An 18,217-nucleotide genomic window follows, 5' to 3' on the forward strand; every position below is an offset into this window, starting at 1 on the left:
AGGAGCAGCACGTTGACGTACATCGCCCGCGACCAGTGGGAGCAGCACTACAGCGACGGCAAGAACTTCCGGCAGGTCGGTGAGCGCGAGCGGGAACTGCTCGCCGAGCACACGCCCGCCCCCGACAGCGGCGGCCGGGCGCTCGACGTGGGCTGCGGCACTGGGGAGATGAGCGTCTTCCTCACCTCCCTCGGCTACACCGTGGACGCCGTGGATTTCGCCGGCAGCGCGCTCGCCCGGGCCCGCGAAGAGCACGTCGACATCGAGCGGGTGCGCTGGCTGCATCTGGACATCGAGCGCGACGACCCGGCCCCGCTGGACGAGGACGGGTACGACCTGATCGTCATGCGGCTGATGTATCCGTTCCTGCACGACCGCCATCGCGTCGTGCACGGGCTGGGTGAGCGGCTGCGGGACGGCGGCGCTCTGGTCGTCATCACACCGGTGGTGGAGAACACGCCTGATGAGCGGCGCGGAATCGCCCTGGACGAAGGCGAGATCGCCCTGGTAGCCGCCGGTTGGAGGACGGTGGAGCGGCTGGACGCGGACGACCTGGCCTTCCTGGTCCTGCGCGGCCCCTGCCACACCGACACCCGGGCCGTCGAGAAGAGGCCGACCACCGGTCACGCCCTGACCGGCGCCCTTGCCGTCGTCACCGACGATGCCGGCCGGGTCCTGCTCGGCCGTTCCCGGCGCGGCATGCTGGAGCTGCCCGGTGGGAAGACCAGCGGACCGGAGGACTTCGCCACCGCGGCGGTGCGCGAACTCGCTGAAGAGACGGGCCTGGTCGCCGATCCGGACGGGGCATATGCGGTGACGATGATCGCCGACGACAGTCACGGCGTGCCCCGGCTCACCGCGGTCGTCCGCATCACCGCCTGGACAGGAGCCCTGGCTAACCGCGAGCCGACACTGTTCGACCGGTGGGAGTGGCACGACCTGCACGCCCTCGCCTGCGCAGGCGACATCTTCACCCCTGCCGCGCTCGCGCTTGATGCCGTGTGGCCCGGCATCATTCCCGACCTGCCGCCGGCGGCCGCCTACCCCATCGCCGTCGATCAGCCGGCCGTGCCGGGTGAGCCGGCCGAAGCGGCCCGGCTGCGTCAGGCAATGGCCGAGACGGTCATCGACGGCGGCTGGGCCCCCTCCGAGCGGGTCCGCGACGCGCTGCGGAGCGTGCCCCGCCACCGCTTCGCCCCGGAAGCGAACCTGACGACCGCGTACGACGGCGGCGACCGGGCCGTCATCACCCGGCGCGACGCGACCGGTACGGCGATCAGCTCGGTGTCCGCAGCGTGGCTCCAGGCCGACATGATCGAGAACCTGTGCCTGATGCCGGGCGCGATCGTGTTCGAGGCGGGATCCGGCGGCTACAACGCCGAGCTGATCGCTCACGTCGCAGGCCCCGAGGGGCGGGTGGTGACCCTTGACATCGACCCGTGGGTCGTGCGCCGCACCCGCCGGTTCCTCACGGAGGCCGGCAGCGGACGCGTCACCGTCGTCGAGGCCGACGCGGCCCTCGGTGCCCCCGCCCACCTCGTGCCACGCGGCGGCTTCGACGCCAGCATGATCACCTACAACTGCTGGGACATCGCCCCGGCCTGGCGGGAGCAACTGGCCGAGGGCGGTCGCCTGGTCCTGCCGCTGGAGATCGGCGGCTACGCCCGGGCGATCGCCTTCGAGCGCCGCGGGCAGGTTCTGGAAGCCCGGCACTTCACCTACTGCGGCTTCGTCCGGGACCAAGGACAGCAGGCCCGCACCATCCCGGTCACCAGCCTCCTCGACGGCGAGCTGACGCTCCGCTTCGACAACGGCGACGCAGCCCCGACAGCGGGCCTGGAGGAGACGCTCCGCGGGCCGCGGCACGATATCGCCACCGGCATCACCATGGGGGCGGGCGCCTACTTCGGCTCCCTGCAGCTGTACGCGGCCACCACTTTGCCCGCCTTCTGCCGACTGGCCGCCCACCAGGACACGGGTGTCACCGCCATCGCGAAGGACCGTGACGCACCAGCGATCGTCGGCGACGGCTCGCTCGCCTACCTGACGCATATCCAGACCCGGCACGGCGAGCGCCCCGAGGACAAGGAGTGGGAGTGGGTCGTCCACGCCTTCGGCAAGCAGGGCCCACAGCTCGCCGAGCAGCTGGCGGCCACGGTACGGGCCTGGGACCGCCACATCCGCGCCGCCGACAACGACAAGCACGCTGATCCTGTCCTGACCGTCCACCCGGCCGGCACGCCCGACGAGCTGCTGCCCGCCGGGGACGTCCTGGACAAGGAACACTGCCGACTCGTGTTCCGGTGGCCGGGTCGCAGCGCGTTTCCGAGCCCCGCTCAGTGCACCGATGCGATCTACGCGCCCATGGGGAAGGCGTGATCATCTGGCTGAACGGCCCGTTCGGCGGCGGCAAGACCACCCTCGCCGCCGGGCTGTGCCGCGCTCTGCCCGGCGCGATGGTCGCCGACCCGGAGGCCGTCGGTGACCTGCTGCGCAGCACACTCGCCGACCACGCCCTACGGCCCAGGGACTACCAGGACCTGCCGCTGTGGCGGCAGCTGACCGGCGCCCTTCGTTGCCGGCCTGGTCCCGCACACGGGCGGCCCCGTCATCGTGTCGATGACCGTCCTCAACCCCCACCTACGCCGGGGAGATCTCTACCCCGCTCCGCCAGGCCGACAGCTTCCACCACCTCAGAAGCCGTACGCGCCTACCGCCGCCGACGCGCACCCGACTGCCACCAGGCCGCCACCGCCTGGATGAACGCCGACGGCCACGCCATCGACACCAGCAGCACCCTCGCAACCGAGCACACCCTTCAAGCGGCCCTCGACTACGTGCATCTCACGGCCCCCGCACGGCCCCGACCACCAGAGGTACCAGCGGCATGACCTTCGCCATCCACGCCGTCCCGACCTTTCTCAGGGGCGGCCGACCCCACGCGACCCGTCTCGGCCGAGCTTGCGGAGCGTGGTCGTGAATAAAGCGGCCAGCCCCGCGGCCGGTTCCTCGACCACGGCGGTGTTCGTGCCGCCGCCCGACCGCGACGACCAGGTCCGGATGCGTCACGCCCACGCGGCAGCGGCCCGGACGTTCAAGGTGACGCCCACCGGCCCGGACGTGTGGGGCTGGCAGGGCCGCACCCTGGGCCGGAGGGCCGGCCAGTGGTGGCTCCGCCTGGTCTGCGCGCCGCAGGACAAGCGCAACCTCCGCCTGTGGGAGGGAACGGCCACGGCCCACCATGCGCTACCCCCGACCGTGCCAAGGCCCCGACTCCATGATGTGCTCGAATGGTCCGCCCACGGCCACGCCTACCGCGCGGAGCTGTCCGAGTACGTGCCGCTGCCCGCACTCCAGAGCGGCGGCCCGGTCCTCACCGCGGACCTCGATCTGCCGTCCGTGTGGTGGGCCGACCTCCGCCTGGCTCTGGAGGCGACGTCGACCGTCCTGACCGACCGGCAGGCCGTACGGCAGCGGTGGGTCGACAAGAACCTCACCCGGTTCCTGGGCATCCCCGCCTTCCAGGTCAGCGCCTGGACCACTGGACACGGCGATCTTCACTGGGCGAACCTCACCGGCCCGCCGCTGGTCATGCTCGACTGGGAGGGGTGGGGCCTGGTCCCCGTCGGTTTCGACGTCGGGCTCCTGCACGCGTACAGCCTCACTCGGCCGGCCACGGCCGCCCGGATCCGCCACGAGTTCGCCCACGTCCTGGACACGTCCGCCGGACGGACCGGTGAACTCGTCGCGCTCGCCCAGCTCCTCCAGGTCGCCGGGCGCGGCGGACACCCGGACCTCGCTCCCCACCTCGCCCGCCACGCCGAGCACCTCACCGGCACCCCCGTCCCCGTACCGTGACCGCCCCGGAGATCCCCATGCTGCCCAGCCTGCTTGCCGTCTTCGCACACCCGGACGACGAGGGCATCCTCGCCGGGGGCGTCCTCGCCCAGCATGCCGCGGCCGGGGCCCGCACGGCGGTCGTCACCGCCACCTGGGCCCCCGACAGCCGGCGAGCGCCCGAACTCGCCGAGTCCCTAGTCGTCCTGGGTGCCGGCACCCCGCGTCTGCTCGGCTACAACGACGCCCGCAACCCCGAGGCCGCCCCCGGCCGGCCCCGGCTCGTCGACGCTCCCCTCGACGAAGCAGTCGGCCGCCTCGTCGCCCACATCCGGGACTTCCGACCCGACATCGTCGTCGGACACGACGCCCTCGGCCAGCTGACCGGCCACCCCGACCACGTACGAACGCACCAGATCACCCTGCTCGCCGTCGAAGCGGCCTCCCTCACCCACCTATATCCCGAAGCGGGACCGCCCTGGCAGCCGGCCGTGCTGTACGCCGCCACGCACCCCGAGTCCGGCGTCGGCCTGCTCCGCCCGCTGCTCGAAGGGGTGGGCAAGAGCGTCCTTGCCGTACCGGACTCGTACGTGACCACCAGCGTCGACGTCACCCCCTGGGCCGACGTGAAGTGGCGCGCGATCCTGGCGCACCGCGGCGAGGTCGCACGCGAACGGGCACTGCCCGGCATCCTCGCCCGCCTTCCCGAAGCCGACCGCATCCAGATCATCCAGACCGAGCACTTCACCCGTCTCACCCCCGGCCCCACGAAGGGCGACCCAGCCCAGCTGACCATCTGACACCCCCGGCTCTCGCCACACCTTCACCGCCCCCGAGCAAACACTCACCGATCGGAGAGAGATGACCACGACTTCCGCACCCGACGAACGTCCCAGTGTGGCGATGACCGCGGAGGCGTACGGGGCGCTGCGCGCCTCGGCCGCCCTGTGGGCCGGCACCTCTGTGCTGATCACCAATCGACGCGGGCAGGTCCTGCTCCAGCGCGTCAGCTACCGGCCCACCCGCCTGCTGCCCGGTGGCGCGGTCGACCTGGGCGAGTCACCCGCCCAGGGCGCTGCCCGCGAGCTGGAGGAGGAACTCGGCGTCACGGCCACCTTCACCCGCGGGCTGGCTGTCGACTGGGTCTCCCCCGTCGGCCGCACAACGCCCCCCGCCATGAAGTTCCCCGGCGAGCTTCTGCACGTCTTCGACGGCGGCATCTGGGACAAGGATCAGATCGCGGCGATCCGGCCCGCACCGGGCGAGATCGAGGACATCGAGTTCGTCGAACCCGCTGACCTGCCCGCTCTGATGTCCCCGGGCGACGCCCGCCGCGCCCTGTCCGCGCTCCGCGCCCGCATCAGCGGCGCCGGTCCCGCCTTCCTTGAGGACGGGCTTCCGATCGTCCCCACCGTCCTTGACCGGGTCGGCGTCCTGCGCACCGCCCGAGCCCGCCACCACTTCCCCTTCCACCCCATCCCAGTCCCCGACGGCCTCACAATCCGACAGTCCTGGGTCTGGGCCTTCGCCCCGGACGGGCGTGTCCTCGTCCTCCTCGACCCCGGCGGCGGCGCGGCCTGCCTGCCCGGCGGCACTCCGGAACCCGAGGACAGCGGCGACCCCACGGCCACCGCCATCCGTGAAGCCCGTGAGGAGGCCACCGCCGAGCTCGCCGGCACCCGATATCTCGGGTACCTGTCTGACCCCGACGAACCCTGTGCTCGCGTCCGCTACGCCGCCGCCCTCACAAGCCTCGGCCCGGCCCTTGCCGATCCGGCCACCGGCCGCACCTACGCCCGGATCCTCGCCACCCCAGAGCAGGTCCTGCAGTTCTTCGACTGGGGACCGCCCGCAGCCGCGCAGCTCCAGGCGGTCCACCACGCCCGCACCATCCTCCGTATCCCCAAGGCTGCACACCAGCCCGTTACCGAGCTCGCTGGCCCAACCTCTTGGTAGAGCTCCTATCGGTGCACTCCACAGCACCCCGACGCAACAACCCCAGGCCGACGAGACCAGAAGGGCCGCACCGTGACTGACCCCCGGCTGGCACGCCCCGACGACGCATTAGAGATCGCACGCCTCCGATCCGAGCTGATCCTGTCTGAACCCCTGGACGAAACCTGGCTCGCCACATGCCGCGACCAGCTCGCCACCCGGCTGCAGCCCGGCGGCGACGCCCGGGCCTACGTCATCGACGCCCCCAACGGACAACTCGCCAGCTGCGCCCTCGCCTTCCTCCAGCCACTGCTCCCCGCCCCCAAGTACCCCAAGGGCCTGGCCGCGCGCATCCACGCCGTCGCCACCGAACCCGCGTACCAGCGCCGCGGATACGCCAAGGCTGCCCTCACCGCACTCCTCGAACACCTGGAACAGGACGGCGCCACCCTCTACGAGCTGTACGCCAGCGAAGGTTCCGCACCCTTGTACGAAGCGCTCGGCTTCCGGCGCGACCCCGCGCTCATGCGCATGACCCGCTTCTCCCACTCGCCCGCAGGGAGCACCACATGACGCAGGGACCGAACTGGGTTCCCCCCGAGGTGTACGCCGAGACGCTGCCGAAGGCGACCGTGTTCGGGGCCGTGTTCTTCACCGACGAGCGTGACCACCCCATACAGCTGCGCTCCGTGTACTCGGCGGAGGTCCACCCCTGGCAGTGGCCTGGCGGAACTACGGAGAACGATGAGCGCCCGTGGGAGACAGCGGTCCGCGAGTGCGAGGAGGAGACCGGCATCGTGGTGCCCGGACCGCCGCAGCTCCTGGCGGCGGTGTTCGGCCTGCCCGGGACGCAGTGGCCGTACGCCACGGCCGGCTACGTCTTCGACGGAGGGCGCCTCACCGATCAGCAGATCAAAGACATCCGACTGGCTCCCCAGGAGCACGCCGAGATCCGGGCGTTGCCGTTGCCGGAGTGGCGGCCGCTCATGCCCGAGAGGGACTTCGCCCGGCTGAAGGCGGTGATGGAGGCCCGCCGCACCGGCCGGGCCGCGTACGTCGGCTCCTGGGATTGGGCGGTATAGATGAAGGTCGTCCTGATGTCCGATGCGCGCGTGGCGGCCATTCCCGTCCACGACTGCGGCGAGCCCCTCGTCGACGTCCGCGGGACCCTGCTGGTCGACGACCGCAAGGCCGACTCGACGGGTTCCTTCGCCCATCTCCGCCAAGGCGTTCTCGACCGGCTCCTTCAAGCACAGTCGTCTCTGCCCGAGGGCCTGCGTCTGCTGTTCATCGAGGGCTACCGCCCGCCTGACCTGCAACGGCGTTACTTCGAGGAGTACGCGGACCAGCTGCGCGCCGCCAACCCGGCCTGGCCCCGGGATCAGGTACACCAAACCGCCAGCCGGTACGTGTCTCCTCCGGAGATCGCGCCGCACAGCGCCGGCGCGGCCGTCGACGTCACCCTCGTGGATACCGACGGCCGTGAGCTGGACATGGGCACACGCGTGAACGCGAGCCCAGAAGAGTCCGACGGTGCCTGCTACACGGACGCTCCCTCCATCAGCCCCTCGGCCCGTACGAACCGGACCACCCTCGCTGCCGCACTGTCCGAAGCCGGTCTGGTGAACTACGCAACCGAGTGGTGGCACTGGTCTTACGGCGATCGGTACTGGGCGCTGATGGCGAACCAGCCGGCCGCCCTCTACGGGCCAGCCGAAGTTCGCTGACCAAGCTCCACGTCGGACGCCCACTGCACGCCGGATAGGGAGAAGTCAGAATTCGCGTCCCGTCGCCACCTAGAGGCGAACCCGGACCAGCGCCCTGCCACTGTGCACCGCACTCGCCCGGGCCGCCTCACCGCATGGATGTAGTAGCCCGAGTGTCGCGTCTCCTCCGTACCCGCGGTTGGAACACTCCACAGTTAACTTGCCGTCAAGAGCCTTGCAGCAAGCAGAATGATCACCGAGAACGCTCCGTCCCATCCCCGACACAAACGCGCGCTTAAACCCATCAAACTCCCGCTACCCGCGGCACGTTAACCTCAGCGCCTTCCTCCGCAGGCGTGATAGCCATCAGGCGACATGACGGAAATTCCATCGGAGTGAACGGCACGAGCCGGATGGCGAACTCCCTGCCCCCCTGGCCAGAAAGAAAGAGGCGCCGCACTTGGCGCGACGAAGGATGCGTAAGTGTCGGCAGGTTGGGAGCGTCCCAAAGCTTTCTGGCCGCAGGGTCGGCCCTAACCGTGCTGATGACATCCTTGAGGCGCGCATCACGGGGCCATTGTTCTGCGTGCACACGAAGCTGGGCGATCATCGGGAGCGCCCAGTCGTCCTGCCAGTTGATCAGTTGCGCTCGCGCTTCCGGCCAGGTAAGCGCCCATTCCATGACGTTGAGGCCATGCCTCATCCAGGGAAAGTACTCTTGCGTCTTGGCGTTGTAGGTAAGAACATCCCAGCGGTAGTCGCTGACGTAGAGGGCCCAGGTGGGGCTCTGCTCGACGAGGTCGCGAATCACATCCGGCAGCAGGCCGCTCAGGGGACTGACGGGCACAGCGGTCGGGGCTCGGCCGCGCGTGATGCGGTACACGATTTCCCATTCTTCGGCGGTCAGATCGAGGATGCGCCGGACCGCTTGCAGGAAGTTATCGCTGTAGTTCGCCGGACGGCCGGATTCCAGGGCGTTGTACCAGCGGCGGCTGACGCCAGCCAGTTGCGCCGTCTCGGCCTGGGTGATTCCGACTGACGACCGGTCACCGAACGATGCCGTAAACCCGGGTATGTCTGAAGTGTTACGCCGCGCGCGAGCCCGCTGAAGGATGCGGGTGACGATTGGGCGCGTTTCGCTCTTACTCATAACGTTCACATAACGACAGGTGATGGGATTTGGATCACATCACCGTTTCAATCAAGGGTGGCGCTCCGTCAGGTGGCCGCCAGTATGTCGGTACCCACTTACGGAAGTTGAGCCCGTAGCCGTCGCACATCCCTTCAATGGTTTAGACCCCTGCCAGGGCAATGTGCACTGACAGTTCTCACCACAAGGATAAGCGCAGGCTTTGCGAGGTCATGACGGACGATCTGTCGCCTTAATCTCGCTGCGGTCACTGAGGTACGCGTGTCCTCAGAGGCAATGGATCTTCGCCCCGCCCATAAAGGATCATGATGAAGCGCTCCATTTCGATGATCGGGACAGCGGCGAAAGCGGCGCTGCCCGCCTCGACACTCAACCCCGGCCTGAGCTGAACCAGGGAGCGCTATGCGGTGGGAACCTCTGCGCGGGGCTCTGACCCGAGCCTTCGGCACGTGGCCCCGGCTTCACTCGCCCAAGGCCACAGAACGGCGCCGTGCCGTGCGCGAGGAGTGTCGGGTGCTCCTGGAGCAGATGCCGATCCCCCGGCCGTTCAGTCTTGACGGGCTGGTCGCCAACATCGAGGCGGCGCGCGGCCGCAAGATCAAACTGGTGGCGATCCCTGATCACCTGCTGGCCAACACCGACGTGTGCGGCCTCTGGCTCCGGCTCGAGGATGTGCCCGTCGACATGATCTTGTACGTGGGGGGCACCACCAGCTTCCACCGCTTGCGGATCATCCTCCACGAGCTGGCCCATATGTGGTGCGACGACGAGACCGAGGCCAGCTACGAGGAGCTGGCCAAACTCCTTCCAGACTTTCCGCCCAATGTCCTGTACCGCCTGACCCGTCGCGGTCGAGTCATGGCCCGGCATCGGTACGACTCTCACTCCGAGATGCGCGCTGAGATGCTCGCCGATCTCCTGCACCACGAGGCGTACGCCATCGACTACATCGAGGACACGACGCTTCGGCACCTCGATAACGACCTGTCCCGTCCGCTAGTCATACCCCGCCCCCGCACCCCCCGGAAGACCCGTGTCCGTACCTGATGCGATCATCACTCTCATCGTCGTCCTGCTCCTGCTGCAGGTCCTCGTGCGTATCCCGGCCGCGCTGCGCGGCCAACGTCGCGAGCGATCTTTGTGCGGTGCCTTTGCAGCTTTCGCCACTGCATGGTGGCTACGCACCTACATCGGCCGCGCGGTGATCGACCAGCTGGGCATCAGCGAACTGCACATCCTGCTCAAGCACGTCCTGACGATCACCGGTATCTGCGTCCTGCTGACGTACGTCACTGATGTGTACGCCGACGAGGACGGCGACGCCCGCCACGTGAAGATCACTTCGCTGGTTCACCGCGTCGCAGCGCGGGCTTCGGTCGCGACCGTGCTGTGCCTGGCCGGCGTGCTGTTCTTCGCCATGGACCGAACGAAGACCGGGGCGGACAGCCCCTACTTCATCGGCCGGCACATCGGTGAGCCCGGCCTGGTCATCTACATGGGACTGCTCTATCTGTACACGGCAGCGGCCGCTGCCGTGTGCAGCTATCAGTGGGCCCGGGCCGCACGGCGTGCCCAGCGATGGCCATTGCGAACCGGTTTGGCGATGATGGCCGCCGGCATGGTCCTGCTCGTCTTGTACGCCATCCTGCGTACCGCGTTCCTCCTGCCCACCGCGGTGGCGGTGCCGTCGGCGGCGTCAGTGGCCCAGCAGGAGCAGATCACCGATGCCGTGCTGTACAGCGGTTTCCTGCTGTGGTTGGTCGGGGCTGTGACCCCGGCCGTCCGGTCGCTCGTGGGACGGGTCCAGTGCATGCGTGCAGTGATCCGCCTTCATCCGCTGTGGCGTGACCTCGTGGTTGCGGTGGAGGGCAAAGCTCTCTACAAGCCCAGCCATTTGCTCGGCGGACACCGGGCCGCTGCCCTGGTCAACCTGGCCCGCGACATCCTGTCGCACGATGCCACACCGCAGATCCGGCTCGGCCGGTACGTCACCGAGATCCGGGATGTGACGCACGAGCTGCGGCGCCGGGTGCCGGCCGACCTTCTTCCGCGTGCTCGCGAAGTCGCAGAGGCCGAGGGGCTGAGGGGCGCGGATGCGGCGGCCACGGCGGAGGCGTACTGGCTGAAGGCGGCCCTGGGCGCGGTCGGTCACCCCGCGGGAGCACCGGTCAGGTTCGACACCGCCGGCGACGACTTCGCCTCGGAGGTCTCCTGGCTGGTCCGCGTCGCCAACGCCTACCGCTCGGCCAGCCCGGCCGCCGTCCCGCTCATAGCCAGCACCGCCACTAAGCAGCCTGCCCATCATGCCTCCAGGATGTAACCATGAGTGCCCATTCCTCCACGCTGAGCGCCTCCGCCGCCGCCCTGTTCTTCGACGCAGAGGGCGCCGTTCTCATCGTTAACCCGACGTACAAGGACCACTGGAACCTGCCCGGCGGTGCCGTCGACATCTACAAGGACGAGACGCCGTCCGAGGCTGCGGCCCGGGAGGTCCACGAGGAGCTTGGCATTACGGCCCCCATCGGCCGACTCCTCGTGCATGCCTGGATCACCGTTCCAGGCCGAGGCGCCCAGGTGCTCTACGTGTACGACGGCGGGATCCTCAGCAAGGAGGAGCAAGCCGCGATTACGCTGCAGGAGTCCGAGTTGAGCGAGTACCGGTTCTGCCCGCCGGATGCCCTGGAGCCGGGCATGATCCCCCCTCACCTGATCGAGGTCTGGCAGGCCGCCCTGGCCGCCCTGGCCGCCCACGCCAGCCAATCCTTGGTGGAGGTCACCGTCCGCCTGTAAGGCCACTGCCCGGCACAAGGAACCTGTCCCTCGTGCCGGGCACGCGTTTCACGGGCCGGTCAGTCAGACGGGCCGCTCCCCTGGGCGTCCGCTCGGGCCTTGTCGACCTCTCTGAAGATGAACTCCAGCAGCGCCGTCGAGAGCCCTTCCTGTTCACCGCCTCGTGCAGCGAGTGCCGCGACTTGACCCCTGAGCAGCATCGTTTCCGCGATGATTCGCTGGACGTCGGCGTCGGCGGACCAGATGAGCGGAGTGCTGTCCAGGGCCTCGGCCAGCGCGTCCAGCACTTCCACCGAGGCGCTGGTCACCGCTCCGGTGCGCAGGTCGCGCACCAGGTCCTCAGTGAGGATCTTCGTCCTCGTGCGGCTGTTGCCCAGTGCTGCGACCTCTGCATCTGAGAGCGGGGCCGGCAGCTGTTCCAGCAGATACGTGATCTTCTCTGCGAGCGTTTCCGGCAGGCCATCGCCGGTGGCCCGCGGTGTCATCGTCTCGCCGGGCTCCGGCACGTCAATCCCGAAGGAGCGTTCCTGGGCACGGAGGAGCGCTTCCACGCTCACGCCGTACGCCTCCGCCAACGGCAAGTGGTACTCCTCGGCGAGGCGCCGCTGAGCATTCTCCGCAGCGGCCACCGGGCCGGCCGTCTTGGTCTTCGTCAGCTCCTTCGTCGCAGCCTGTGAGTACCCGGCGTCAGCACGGAGATCGGCGAGGTCCGGAAGCCCCTCACGCGGGAACAGCTCGTCCTTGTCCTGCTCGAGGACTTCGGCGATGAGGGGCAGCTTCTCCGGATCCGGAACCGAGCGCCCCTTCTCCCAGGCGCTGACCCGCGCAGGGCTGACGCCCACGTGGGCCGCCACGTCGCTCTGCTTGCGACCGATGGCCCGGCGGGCGAGAAGCATGCGTTCGGCGTCGAACCGGCGTGCCGGCATGCAACCCGTCCTTCCTGGTCCGATGAGGTCTGATCAACACTGTAGCCACTTGATCGCTCGACGAAACGAGGATACTTTCGTTTCGTCGATCAGGGCAGGCTCCTAGCCTACCTTCGCGCTATCAGCCTGCACTGATTCTGCAGAAACGTCCCTGCATGCCTGCACCCCCGGAGTCCGCCATGTCTCACCAGCCGCCGCGCTCCGCGCCGTGGCCAGTGCGCGGCGGGCTCCGATGGCTCCACACGCACGACCCGCGGTTGGACGTAGCCGGCGGACGCGCTGCGAGTAGTGGAGAGATGTTGAACCAAGTCTGGATCTTGACGCAGGCACGCGCCTATGTTCGTCGTCCCCCGGGCGGGCTGCCCGGCAGTCCGAACGCAAGGAGCAACATGCCCACCATCCCGACCGCATAGGTCCACATACAGCGGCGGCGCCCGAAACGTGGGGTTCCGGACGCCGAGCGCATATTGGCAAAACCCGCTCCGGCAAGAGCGGCAATTGCCCACCATCACCACGCTGATCCCATTCCACCAGGCGCTCAGCGTGGCAACACTGCAAAGGAGATTGTTGCATGCGCTCTGCCATGCGCAAAAGGCCCGACGGCGCGGCCTACTCATCAGGCACCTACGTCTCGGCGCCTGGCCTCCCCAGCCAGGAGCTTTTCCCCGAGGCACCGGCGGCAGGCCAGTCCCGTCTCACGGGCAGGAGCGGCCGATGAGCAGCGATGCTCGCGAGTGGGTGTGGGAGCACAGCTCCAGCCGGGGAACTGCCCGTCTGGTCCTGCTGTCCATAGCCGACCGGGTGGCCGATGAGCAGTGCATCGCCTGGGCATCCCTGGCAAGCCTGGCAGAGCGAGCGAACGCCTCCCGGTCCACAGTCCGCGAAGCCCTCGACCGGCTGCTCGACAGCGGCGAACTGGAGCAGCTCGACGACTTCCAGGGCCCCCAGCGCAGCACGGTCTACCGCCTGCCCCTCGCCGCCGAGGCAGTGGCAGAAGCCATGACGCAGCAGGAGACCGATGGCGCATCGGCACCGACAGACGACGCCAGCGCCAGCCCCGCGCTCCGTATCTCGGCGCTGCGCCGGTACGGAATTCGCCCCCGCGAGGTACCGGATGCCCCCACCACGGGCCGGAATCCGGCCCGTCCGGAAACCGGCCCGTCCCGACGGAAACCGGCACCCCGACGTACCGAAATCCGGCACTCCGATGTACCGGGAACCGGCCCCCAGAACCGTAGTGAACCGAAGGTGAACCGTAGGTACAGCAGTAGTAGTGCTGCCGTCACCTCAGCTAGCGAATGGCAGGTCGACCCAGCCACCCACGCCTGGGCTCAGCAGCAGGGGCACCTGGCCCGCCTCGGCGAAGACGGGCTGCGCGCCGCCGACGCGAAGTGGCGTGCTCACCGCGCCGACTTCAAGCCGCGACCGGCAGGGGCCTGGGCTGCCGACTGGCGCTCTTGGATCGCCCGGGAGCACGCCCCGGACCGACCGAACCTCTACGCCCTGCCCGGCAAGGGCGGCTCGGGGCCGGCGGGTGGCATGACCCGCGCTGAGGCCCATACCGCCGCCCTCCTCGCCGCCATCGACGAGCCGACCGGAACGGAGTAGCCATGGACCGCCGCGAAATCGCCGCCCTGCTGGCCTACATCGGCCGACTCGACCCCCGCACCATCCGCACCGACCAGGGCGAAGCCCGCGACCAGCTCGCCCAGTGGCACGAGCTGCTCGGCGACATCCCGCTCGCCACGCCACACGGCTGGGACGCCCGCGTCGCCGCACGGCAGCACATCCGGGTCTCGCCGTACCAGATCGTCCCCGCGGACATCGCCCGCCCTTGGGAGAGCTACCGGCGAGACCGCCTCTACCGGCACACCGACCCCACTCCGTCCGCCGACCCGGACGACCAGGCCGCCTGGACCGCGGAGCTGGTCGGCACCCGGCGTGCCGTCGCCGCCGGCACCGCTCAGCCCACGCAGTACCGACAGCTCGCCGGCCGCAGGGTCGACCCGCGGCTCGAGGCGCGGCTTAGGGAAGTGGGTTCCTGCATCCCGTCCGAGGCCCGAGCCGCCCTCGCCCGCTACCGGCCCGCACGGGCGGCCCGCGAAGCCGCCATCGCTCAGGGGCAGCCCGACGCGCTCTCGGTCGGGTGCGCGTGGTGCAGCGCCAACGTCGGCGAGCCCTGCCGCCGCCGACGGATCGGCCCCGACGGCGCAGCACGCGGCAACGCCCCGCGCGCCACTCCGCATCCCGGCCGCTTCGACCTCGCCGCAGCCAGGCACGCCCGGACACCCCAGCCCGCGAGGGCCTGAGCGCCCGCACCGGTGCACCTCAACTGATGCACCGCCGCACATCACCCTTACGCCCCGGCTGCGGTCCCTGCCCCCAGTCGGAGCCCGACGCCGCGTCCACGCCCACCACGGGCCCCGACGGAGGAACGCGGCAGCACATCGGAGATCTCCCTTGCGCCACATCACCACTCACGACGCCCCGGCCACCAGCCTGCGCGGGATCGGCGACACCAGCTGGCACACGCGCGCCGTGTGCCACGGCATGGATGCCGAGGACGCCGACGCCGTCTTCTTCCCGCTGCCCCGGGACCACGAGGCCATCGCCGAGGCCAAAGAACTGTGTGCCGCGTGCCCCGTCCGCCGCGACTGCCTCAACTACGCCCTCGAAAACTCCCTTAAGGAGGGCATCTGGGGCGGACTGACCGAGGCGGAGCGCCGTCCCTGGCACGACGGGCTGCCTCAGCGCCTCGACTACACCCGGGTGCTCGCCATCTTCCAGGGACGCGACGTGCACCTCACGGAGCCCGAACGGCAGGTGGTCATCGACCACGCGTACGTGCGCGGATGGCGGGCGGACCGGCTCGCGGTCGCCCTACAGATCAGCCACAAGCACGCCCGAGACCTGCTGCGGCAGGCCGCCAACAAGGTCTTCGACCGCGACCTCACCCACGGCGTCCCGCCGAGGCGGAAGAAGAAGGCGAAGCGGACGGCGGTGCCCACCCGGCCCGCATCCGGCGGCCCCGCCCAGGAGCAGCCGGTGCCCACCCGCCCGGTGATGTCGAACGCCGCGCACGCCCCTCTCGGAAAGGCCGCATGACCAAGCCCTTCATGTCCTTCGGCACCGTCCCGGACCTGTCCCGCCTCCTCATCGTCGGCGTGCCCGTCGCCGTCCTGGCCCTGGTACTCGCCGGCTGGGTGACCCGGCAGCGGGGAACGCGTCCGGCAAGTCGCTCGGGCAGTCCGGCGGTGAAGGTCGCCGCTCTCGCGGCGCTCGGCTGCACCGCCTACAGCGCGGACACCAGCTGGCGCTTCGCCGCCGACTACCTCGACATGGCCGGCACCACCGAGCGCGCCGCGATGTTCAGCGCCGCCGAACTGGCACTCTTCGCAACCGCGCTGATGGCACGGCAGAACCTGGCAACCCAGGGGGCGCCCGGGCTGCCGGGCACCCTCGTCTGGGTCATCACCGGTGTACAGGTGATTCCCGCCTACGCTGAAAGCGGTCCTGTCGGCGGCACGGTCCGGGCCTTCGTCGGACCGGTCATGGCAGCGATGCTCTGGCACCTCGCCATGGGCATCGAACTGCGCCTGCGTACCCCTGGCGCCGCCTCCCACGGCCTCATGGCGACTCTGGGCCGAGAGGCTCGCGAGCGGCTGCTGTCCCGCCTCGGGATCGCCGCCCGGGACCGCGACGCCGCACAGATCACCCGCGACCGAGCCACCAGACGGGCGGTCGATCTCGCCACCCGCCTCGCCGAGCGCAGCCACGAGCAACGAGCGGACTGGCGTGGTCGGCGTCTCACTCGGCGCCTGTCCAAGGCGATCGGCCGGGCATCGGTCGGGACCAACCCCGCCCAGCGCACCGAGTTGCTCGCCCAACTCGCCGCACGCCGACACGCGCTCCACCTGGCCACGGTCCCCCTGCCGTCCCCCTGGTCCCCGCAGCACAGCTTGGCGACCACCACCGTCCGGGCGCGCAGCGCAACGACGACCATGGTCCCCATCGATGGGCTTCCTACCGTCACCGATCTGGTCGGGGACCGGGGACCGGTCCCAGGTAATGCGCGCGGCGAAGCAGCGATCCCCGAAACCGCGGCTCGGGACGCGGGGGCCAGGGACCGGGAAGCGGGGGGTGAGCGTCGCAAGTCGGCGTCCGGAGCTGCCCTCGGCAGCAACGGAGGCACCTGCCCGCCAGAGAGCAAGTCGCCTGCTCAGGGCCCCACCGGGGACCGGGGACCATGCAGCACCGAGTCGGGGACCGACCCCACCGGGGACCGGGAACCGACCGACACCGACACGGGGACCGACCCCACCGGGGACCGGGAACCGACCGACACCGACACGGGGACCGACCCCACCGGGGACCGGGAACCGACCGACACCGACACGGGGACCGACCCCACCGGGGACCGGATGCACACGGCACGCCGACGGCAGCTGTCAACGGCGGCCAAGAGCAAGGACGATCACCGTCGCCCATCACGCAGCCTGCGGACGCAGCGTCCGTCGCAGGAACTGCAGGAGTCCATTGACCAGCTGGTGGAGCAGGTTCGCCCGCACGTCCCCGCCCTGCTCGAACGGGACGGCAACGAAGCCGTCACCCGGGTCCAACTGCGGGAGATCCTTCGGCGCGAGGGTCTGAAGGGCGGCCGTAATGACCGACTGAGCCTCGTCCTGCAGCGGCTGCGGAGCAGTGACAGCACCACCACGACAGGGAGTCCCGTCCGATGAAGACCTGCCGCCGCTTTGAGACCCTCCGCGAGGACTACGAGCGGGACATCGCGATCTTGCGCACGCACTCCGAGCGTCACGCCGGCAAGGCATCGGCGAAGACCAGTGCCACGCATGCGCTGTCGGCGAAGACGCGCATGGCCAGGGCACTCAGCGGCCACGTCCGACGCTGCCCCGAATGCGGCTGAGCTGCAAAGTCACAGCTCAGGGGATCCATAAACGGTGGCTCGGCAAAGTGCCGGGCCACCGCCTGCCTCAGGAGTCGACTCATGGTCCCCGGTCCGATTCGACCGTCCCCGTTCACGACCGCCGAGGCTGGCGCCTGGGCGGACGTCCTGGTCCGCCGGCGACTTCCGTACGCCGCGGTTCATAGCCCGACCGGCCGATGGCTCGTCGCATACGAGCCTGACCGTCGTGTCCGCGTCCTCTCGGCCCCAGCCGCCATGGTCGGGCGGGCCGCCGCCTTCCAGCACCCCATCCGCTCGACGAGGCCCCGAACCCGATGACGATCCACAACGACAACGGCACCACCCCGAAATCTGACCGCTACCACAACTCGGTCTCGGGGCGAGCAAGTTATCGGCCAAGACACTCTTCCCCGTTGGGGAAGGCGTCTTGGCCAGAGCCCGCCCCGGGAGTGGCGGGAGCGGACCAGCACCGGGGGGCGCTGGTCCACGGAGCGGCGACCGAGGGCGGATCGCAGCCGGAGGAGGTGACGCCGCCGCGCAAACGTCGGGCCACGAAGACCTCGCGCAAGCGCTCGCCCAAGCCGCCCGCGCACAAGCGCACTTACGTGTGCAGTGTCCGCTTGAACGACGACGAGAAGAAGCTGCTCGCCGCTGCTGCGACCGCCGCGCGCACGACCCTGCCCGCCTTCCTTGCTCGCAGCGGCCTCGCCGCCGCCCGTGACCTCGACACGACTACCGCCGCCATCGCCGGACGCCGTGAACTCGTCGCCGAGTTGTTCGCCGCCCGCCGGCATCTCGGCCACGTCGGTAACAACCTCAACCAGATCACCCGAGCGATCAACGCGGGCGCCCACCCATCGGAACTCGACGCCGTCGTCGCCGCCACCGAGCGCGCCGTCCAGCGCGTCCAGCGCGCCACCGACGAGCTCCTCCACCAGGACTAGGA

At 69.9% G+C, this 18,217-nt stretch carries 19 protein-coding genes; 17 read left to right on the forward strand and 2 right to left on the reverse strand.

What is annotated here, in order from left to right:
- Positions 1-12: 12 nt before the first annotated feature.
- The 8 genes from fxlM to ACSU6L_RS03380 all read left to right on the forward strand — a co-directional run bounded on the left by fxlM (position 13) and on the right by ACSU6L_RS03380 (position 7,499).
- Positions 13-2,379 carry a methyltransferase, FxLD system gene (gene fxlM / locus ACSU6L_RS03345; protein ID WP_437053346.1) on the forward strand — a complete coding sequence of 789 codons (2,367 nt, stop codon included), beginning with the start codon at positions 13-15 and terminating at the stop codon, positions 2,377-2,379.
- Complete coding sequence (locus ACSU6L_RS03350) at positions 2,376-2,891, forward strand: AAA family ATPase (RefSeq protein ID WP_437053348.1); 516 nt, start codon at positions 2,376-2,378, stop codon at positions 2,889-2,891. Before fxlM ends, ACSU6L_RS03350 begins: the two co-directional genes overlap by 4 nt.
- Positions 2,892-2,976: 85 nt before the next feature.
- Entirely contained in the window at positions 2,977-3,858 is an 882-nt protein-coding gene (locus ACSU6L_RS03355; RefSeq protein ID WP_437053350.1) for a hypothetical protein, read from the forward strand.
- A 17-nt stretch (positions 3,859-3,875) separates the two neighbouring features.
- Entirely contained in the window at positions 3,876-4,637 is a 762-nt protein-coding gene (locus ACSU6L_RS03360; RefSeq protein WP_437053352.1) for a PIG-L deacetylase family protein, read from the forward strand.
- Positions 4,638-4,698: 61 nt separating this feature from the next.
- Positions 4,699-5,793, forward strand: coding sequence for an NUDIX hydrolase (locus ACSU6L_RS03365; protein WP_437053354.1), 1,095 nt, complete (start codon positions 4,699-4,701; stop codon positions 5,791-5,793).
- A 72-nt stretch (positions 5,794-5,865) separates the two neighbouring features.
- Positions 5,866-6,345 (forward strand): GNAT family N-acetyltransferase, encoded by a 480-nt coding sequence (locus ACSU6L_RS03370; protein ID WP_437053356.1) that lies wholly within the window; start codon positions 5,866-5,868, stop codon positions 6,343-6,345.
- Positions 6,342-6,854, forward strand: coding sequence for an NUDIX domain-containing protein (locus ACSU6L_RS03375; protein ID WP_437053359.1), 513 nt, complete (start codon positions 6,342-6,344; stop codon positions 6,852-6,854). The genes ACSU6L_RS03370 and ACSU6L_RS03375 overlap by 4 nt, the downstream gene beginning before the upstream one ends.
- On the forward strand, positions 6,855-7,499 hold the full coding sequence (locus tag ACSU6L_RS03380) for a M15 family metallopeptidase (protein WP_437053360.1): 645 nt from the start codon (positions 6,855-6,857) through the stop codon (positions 7,497-7,499).
- Between the two features lie 283 nt (positions 7,500-7,782).
- On the opposite strand, the gene ACSU6L_RS03385 is transcribed toward ACSU6L_RS03380, so the two are convergent.
- Positions 7,783-8,628, reverse strand: coding sequence for an MmyB family transcriptional regulator (locus ACSU6L_RS03385; protein ID WP_437053362.1), 846 nt, complete (start codon positions 8,626-8,628; stop codon positions 7,783-7,785).
- A 513-nt stretch (positions 8,629-9,141) separates the two neighbouring features.
- Here ACSU6L_RS03385 and ACSU6L_RS03390 point away from each other — a divergent pair.
- Genes ACSU6L_RS03390 through ACSU6L_RS03400 form a run of 3 tightly spaced genes read left to right on the forward strand, consistent with a single transcriptional unit; the run spans position 9,142 to position 11,418 of the window.
- A complete protein-coding gene (locus tag ACSU6L_RS03390; RefSeq protein WP_437053364.1) occupies positions 9,142-9,675 on the forward strand; it encodes a hypothetical protein in 534 nt (177 codons plus the stop codon).
- A complete protein-coding gene (locus ACSU6L_RS03395) occupies positions 9,662-10,948 on the forward strand; it encodes an MAB_1171c family putative transporter (protein ID WP_437053366.1) in 1,287 nt (428 codons plus the stop codon). The genes ACSU6L_RS03390 and ACSU6L_RS03395 overlap by 14 nt, the downstream gene beginning before the upstream one ends.
- A 2-nt stretch (positions 10,949-10,950) precedes the next feature.
- Positions 10,951-11,418, forward strand: coding sequence for an NUDIX domain-containing protein (locus ACSU6L_RS03400; RefSeq protein WP_437053368.1), 468 nt, complete (start codon positions 10,951-10,953; stop codon positions 11,416-11,418).
- Between the two features lie 59 nt (positions 11,419-11,477).
- Here ACSU6L_RS03400 and ACSU6L_RS03405 read toward each other — a convergent pair whose 3' ends face one another.
- A complete protein-coding gene (locus tag ACSU6L_RS03405) occupies positions 11,478-12,344 on the reverse strand; it encodes a helix-turn-helix domain-containing protein (protein ID WP_437053370.1) in 867 nt (288 codons plus the stop codon).
- Between the two features lie 714 nt (positions 12,345-13,058).
- On the opposite strand from ACSU6L_RS03405, the gene ACSU6L_RS03410 reads away from it, so the two are divergent.
- The 6 genes from ACSU6L_RS03410 to ACSU6L_RS03435 all read left to right on the forward strand — a co-directional run bounded on the left by ACSU6L_RS03410 (position 13,059) and on the right by ACSU6L_RS03435 (position 18,215).
- Positions 13,059-13,952: a helix-turn-helix domain-containing protein gene (locus ACSU6L_RS03410; protein WP_437053372.1), complete on the forward strand. Its 894-nt coding sequence runs from the start codon at positions 13,059-13,061 to the stop codon at positions 13,950-13,952.
- Positions 13,953-13,954: 2 nt separating this feature from the next.
- Positions 13,955-14,653 (forward strand): zinc finger domain-containing protein, encoded by a 699-nt coding sequence (locus ACSU6L_RS03415; protein WP_437053373.1) that lies wholly within the window; start codon positions 13,955-13,957, stop codon positions 14,651-14,653.
- A 151-nt stretch (positions 14,654-14,804) separates the two neighbouring features.
- Entirely contained in the window at positions 14,805-15,449 is a 645-nt protein-coding gene (locus tag ACSU6L_RS03420; protein WP_437053375.1) for a WhiB family transcriptional regulator, read from the forward strand.
- Positions 15,446-17,083 (forward strand): hypothetical protein, encoded by a 1,638-nt coding sequence (locus tag ACSU6L_RS03425; RefSeq protein WP_437053377.1) that lies wholly within the window; start codon positions 15,446-15,448, stop codon positions 17,081-17,083. The genes ACSU6L_RS03420 and ACSU6L_RS03425 overlap by 4 nt, the downstream gene beginning before the upstream one ends.
- Positions 17,080-17,271 carry a hypothetical protein gene (locus ACSU6L_RS03430; RefSeq protein WP_437053379.1) on the forward strand — a complete coding sequence of 64 codons (192 nt, stop codon included), beginning with the start codon at positions 17,080-17,082 and terminating at the stop codon, positions 17,269-17,271. The genes ACSU6L_RS03425 and ACSU6L_RS03430 overlap by 4 nt, the downstream gene beginning before the upstream one ends.
- A 314-nt stretch (positions 17,272-17,585) precedes the next feature.
- Positions 17,586-18,215 carry a MobC family plasmid mobilization relaxosome protein gene (locus ACSU6L_RS03435; RefSeq protein ID WP_437053381.1) on the forward strand — a complete coding sequence of 210 codons (630 nt, stop codon included), beginning with the start codon at positions 17,586-17,588 and terminating at the stop codon, positions 18,213-18,215.
- Positions 18,216-18,217 lie beyond the last annotated feature (2 nt).

It is taken from the genome of Streptomyces sp. enrichment culture (genome assembly GCF_964272855.1).
GTDB lineage: Bacteria > Actinomycetota > Actinomycetes > Streptomycetales > Streptomycetaceae > Streptomyces.

What these genes read in the sequence shown, in the direction of transcription:
- ACSU6L_RS03360 (WP_437053352.1), top strand. Translation starts at nt 3,876, where the DNA reads ATGCTGCCCAGCCTGCTTGCCGTCTTCGCACACCCGGACGACGAGGGC.
- ACSU6L_RS03365 (WP_437053354.1), top strand. Translation starts at nt 4,699, where the DNA reads ATGACCACGACTTCCGCACCCGACGAACGTCCCAGTGTGGCGATGACC.
- ACSU6L_RS03375 (WP_437053359.1), top strand. Translation starts at nt 6,342, where the DNA reads ATGACGCAGGGACCGAACTGGGTTCCCCCCGAGGTGTACGCCGAGACG.
- ACSU6L_RS03380 (WP_437053360.1), top strand. Translation starts at nt 6,855, where the DNA reads ATGAAGGTCGTCCTGATGTCCGATGCGCGCGTGGCGGCCATTCCCGTC.
- ACSU6L_RS03385 (WP_437053362.1), bottom strand. Translation starts at nt 8,628, where the DNA reads ATGAGTAAGAGCGAAACGCGCCCAATCGTCACCCGCATCCTTCAGCGG.
- ACSU6L_RS03400 (WP_437053368.1), top strand. Translation starts at nt 10,951, where the DNA reads ATGAGTGCCCATTCCTCCACGCTGAGCGCCTCCGCCGCCGCCCTGTTC.
- ACSU6L_RS03405 (WP_437053370.1), bottom strand. Translation starts at nt 12,344, where the DNA reads ATGCCGGCACGCCGGTTCGACGCCGAACGCATGCTTCTCGCCCGCCGG.
- ACSU6L_RS03410 (WP_437053372.1), top strand. Translation starts at nt 13,059, where the DNA reads ATGAGCAGCGATGCTCGCGAGTGGGTGTGGGAGCACAGCTCCAGCCGG.
- ACSU6L_RS03415 (WP_437053373.1), top strand. Translation starts at nt 13,955, where the DNA reads ATGGACCGCCGCGAAATCGCCGCCCTGCTGGCCTACATCGGCCGACTC.
- ACSU6L_RS03425 (WP_437053377.1), top strand. Translation starts at nt 15,446, where the DNA reads ATGACCAAGCCCTTCATGTCCTTCGGCACCGTCCCGGACCTGTCCCGC.
- ACSU6L_RS03430 (WP_437053379.1), top strand. Translation starts at nt 17,080, where the DNA reads ATGAAGACCTGCCGCCGCTTTGAGACCCTCCGCGAGGACTACGAGCGG.
- ACSU6L_RS03435 (WP_437053381.1), top strand. Translation starts at nt 17,586, where the DNA reads ATGACGATCCACAACGACAACGGCACCACCCCGAAATCTGACCGCTAC.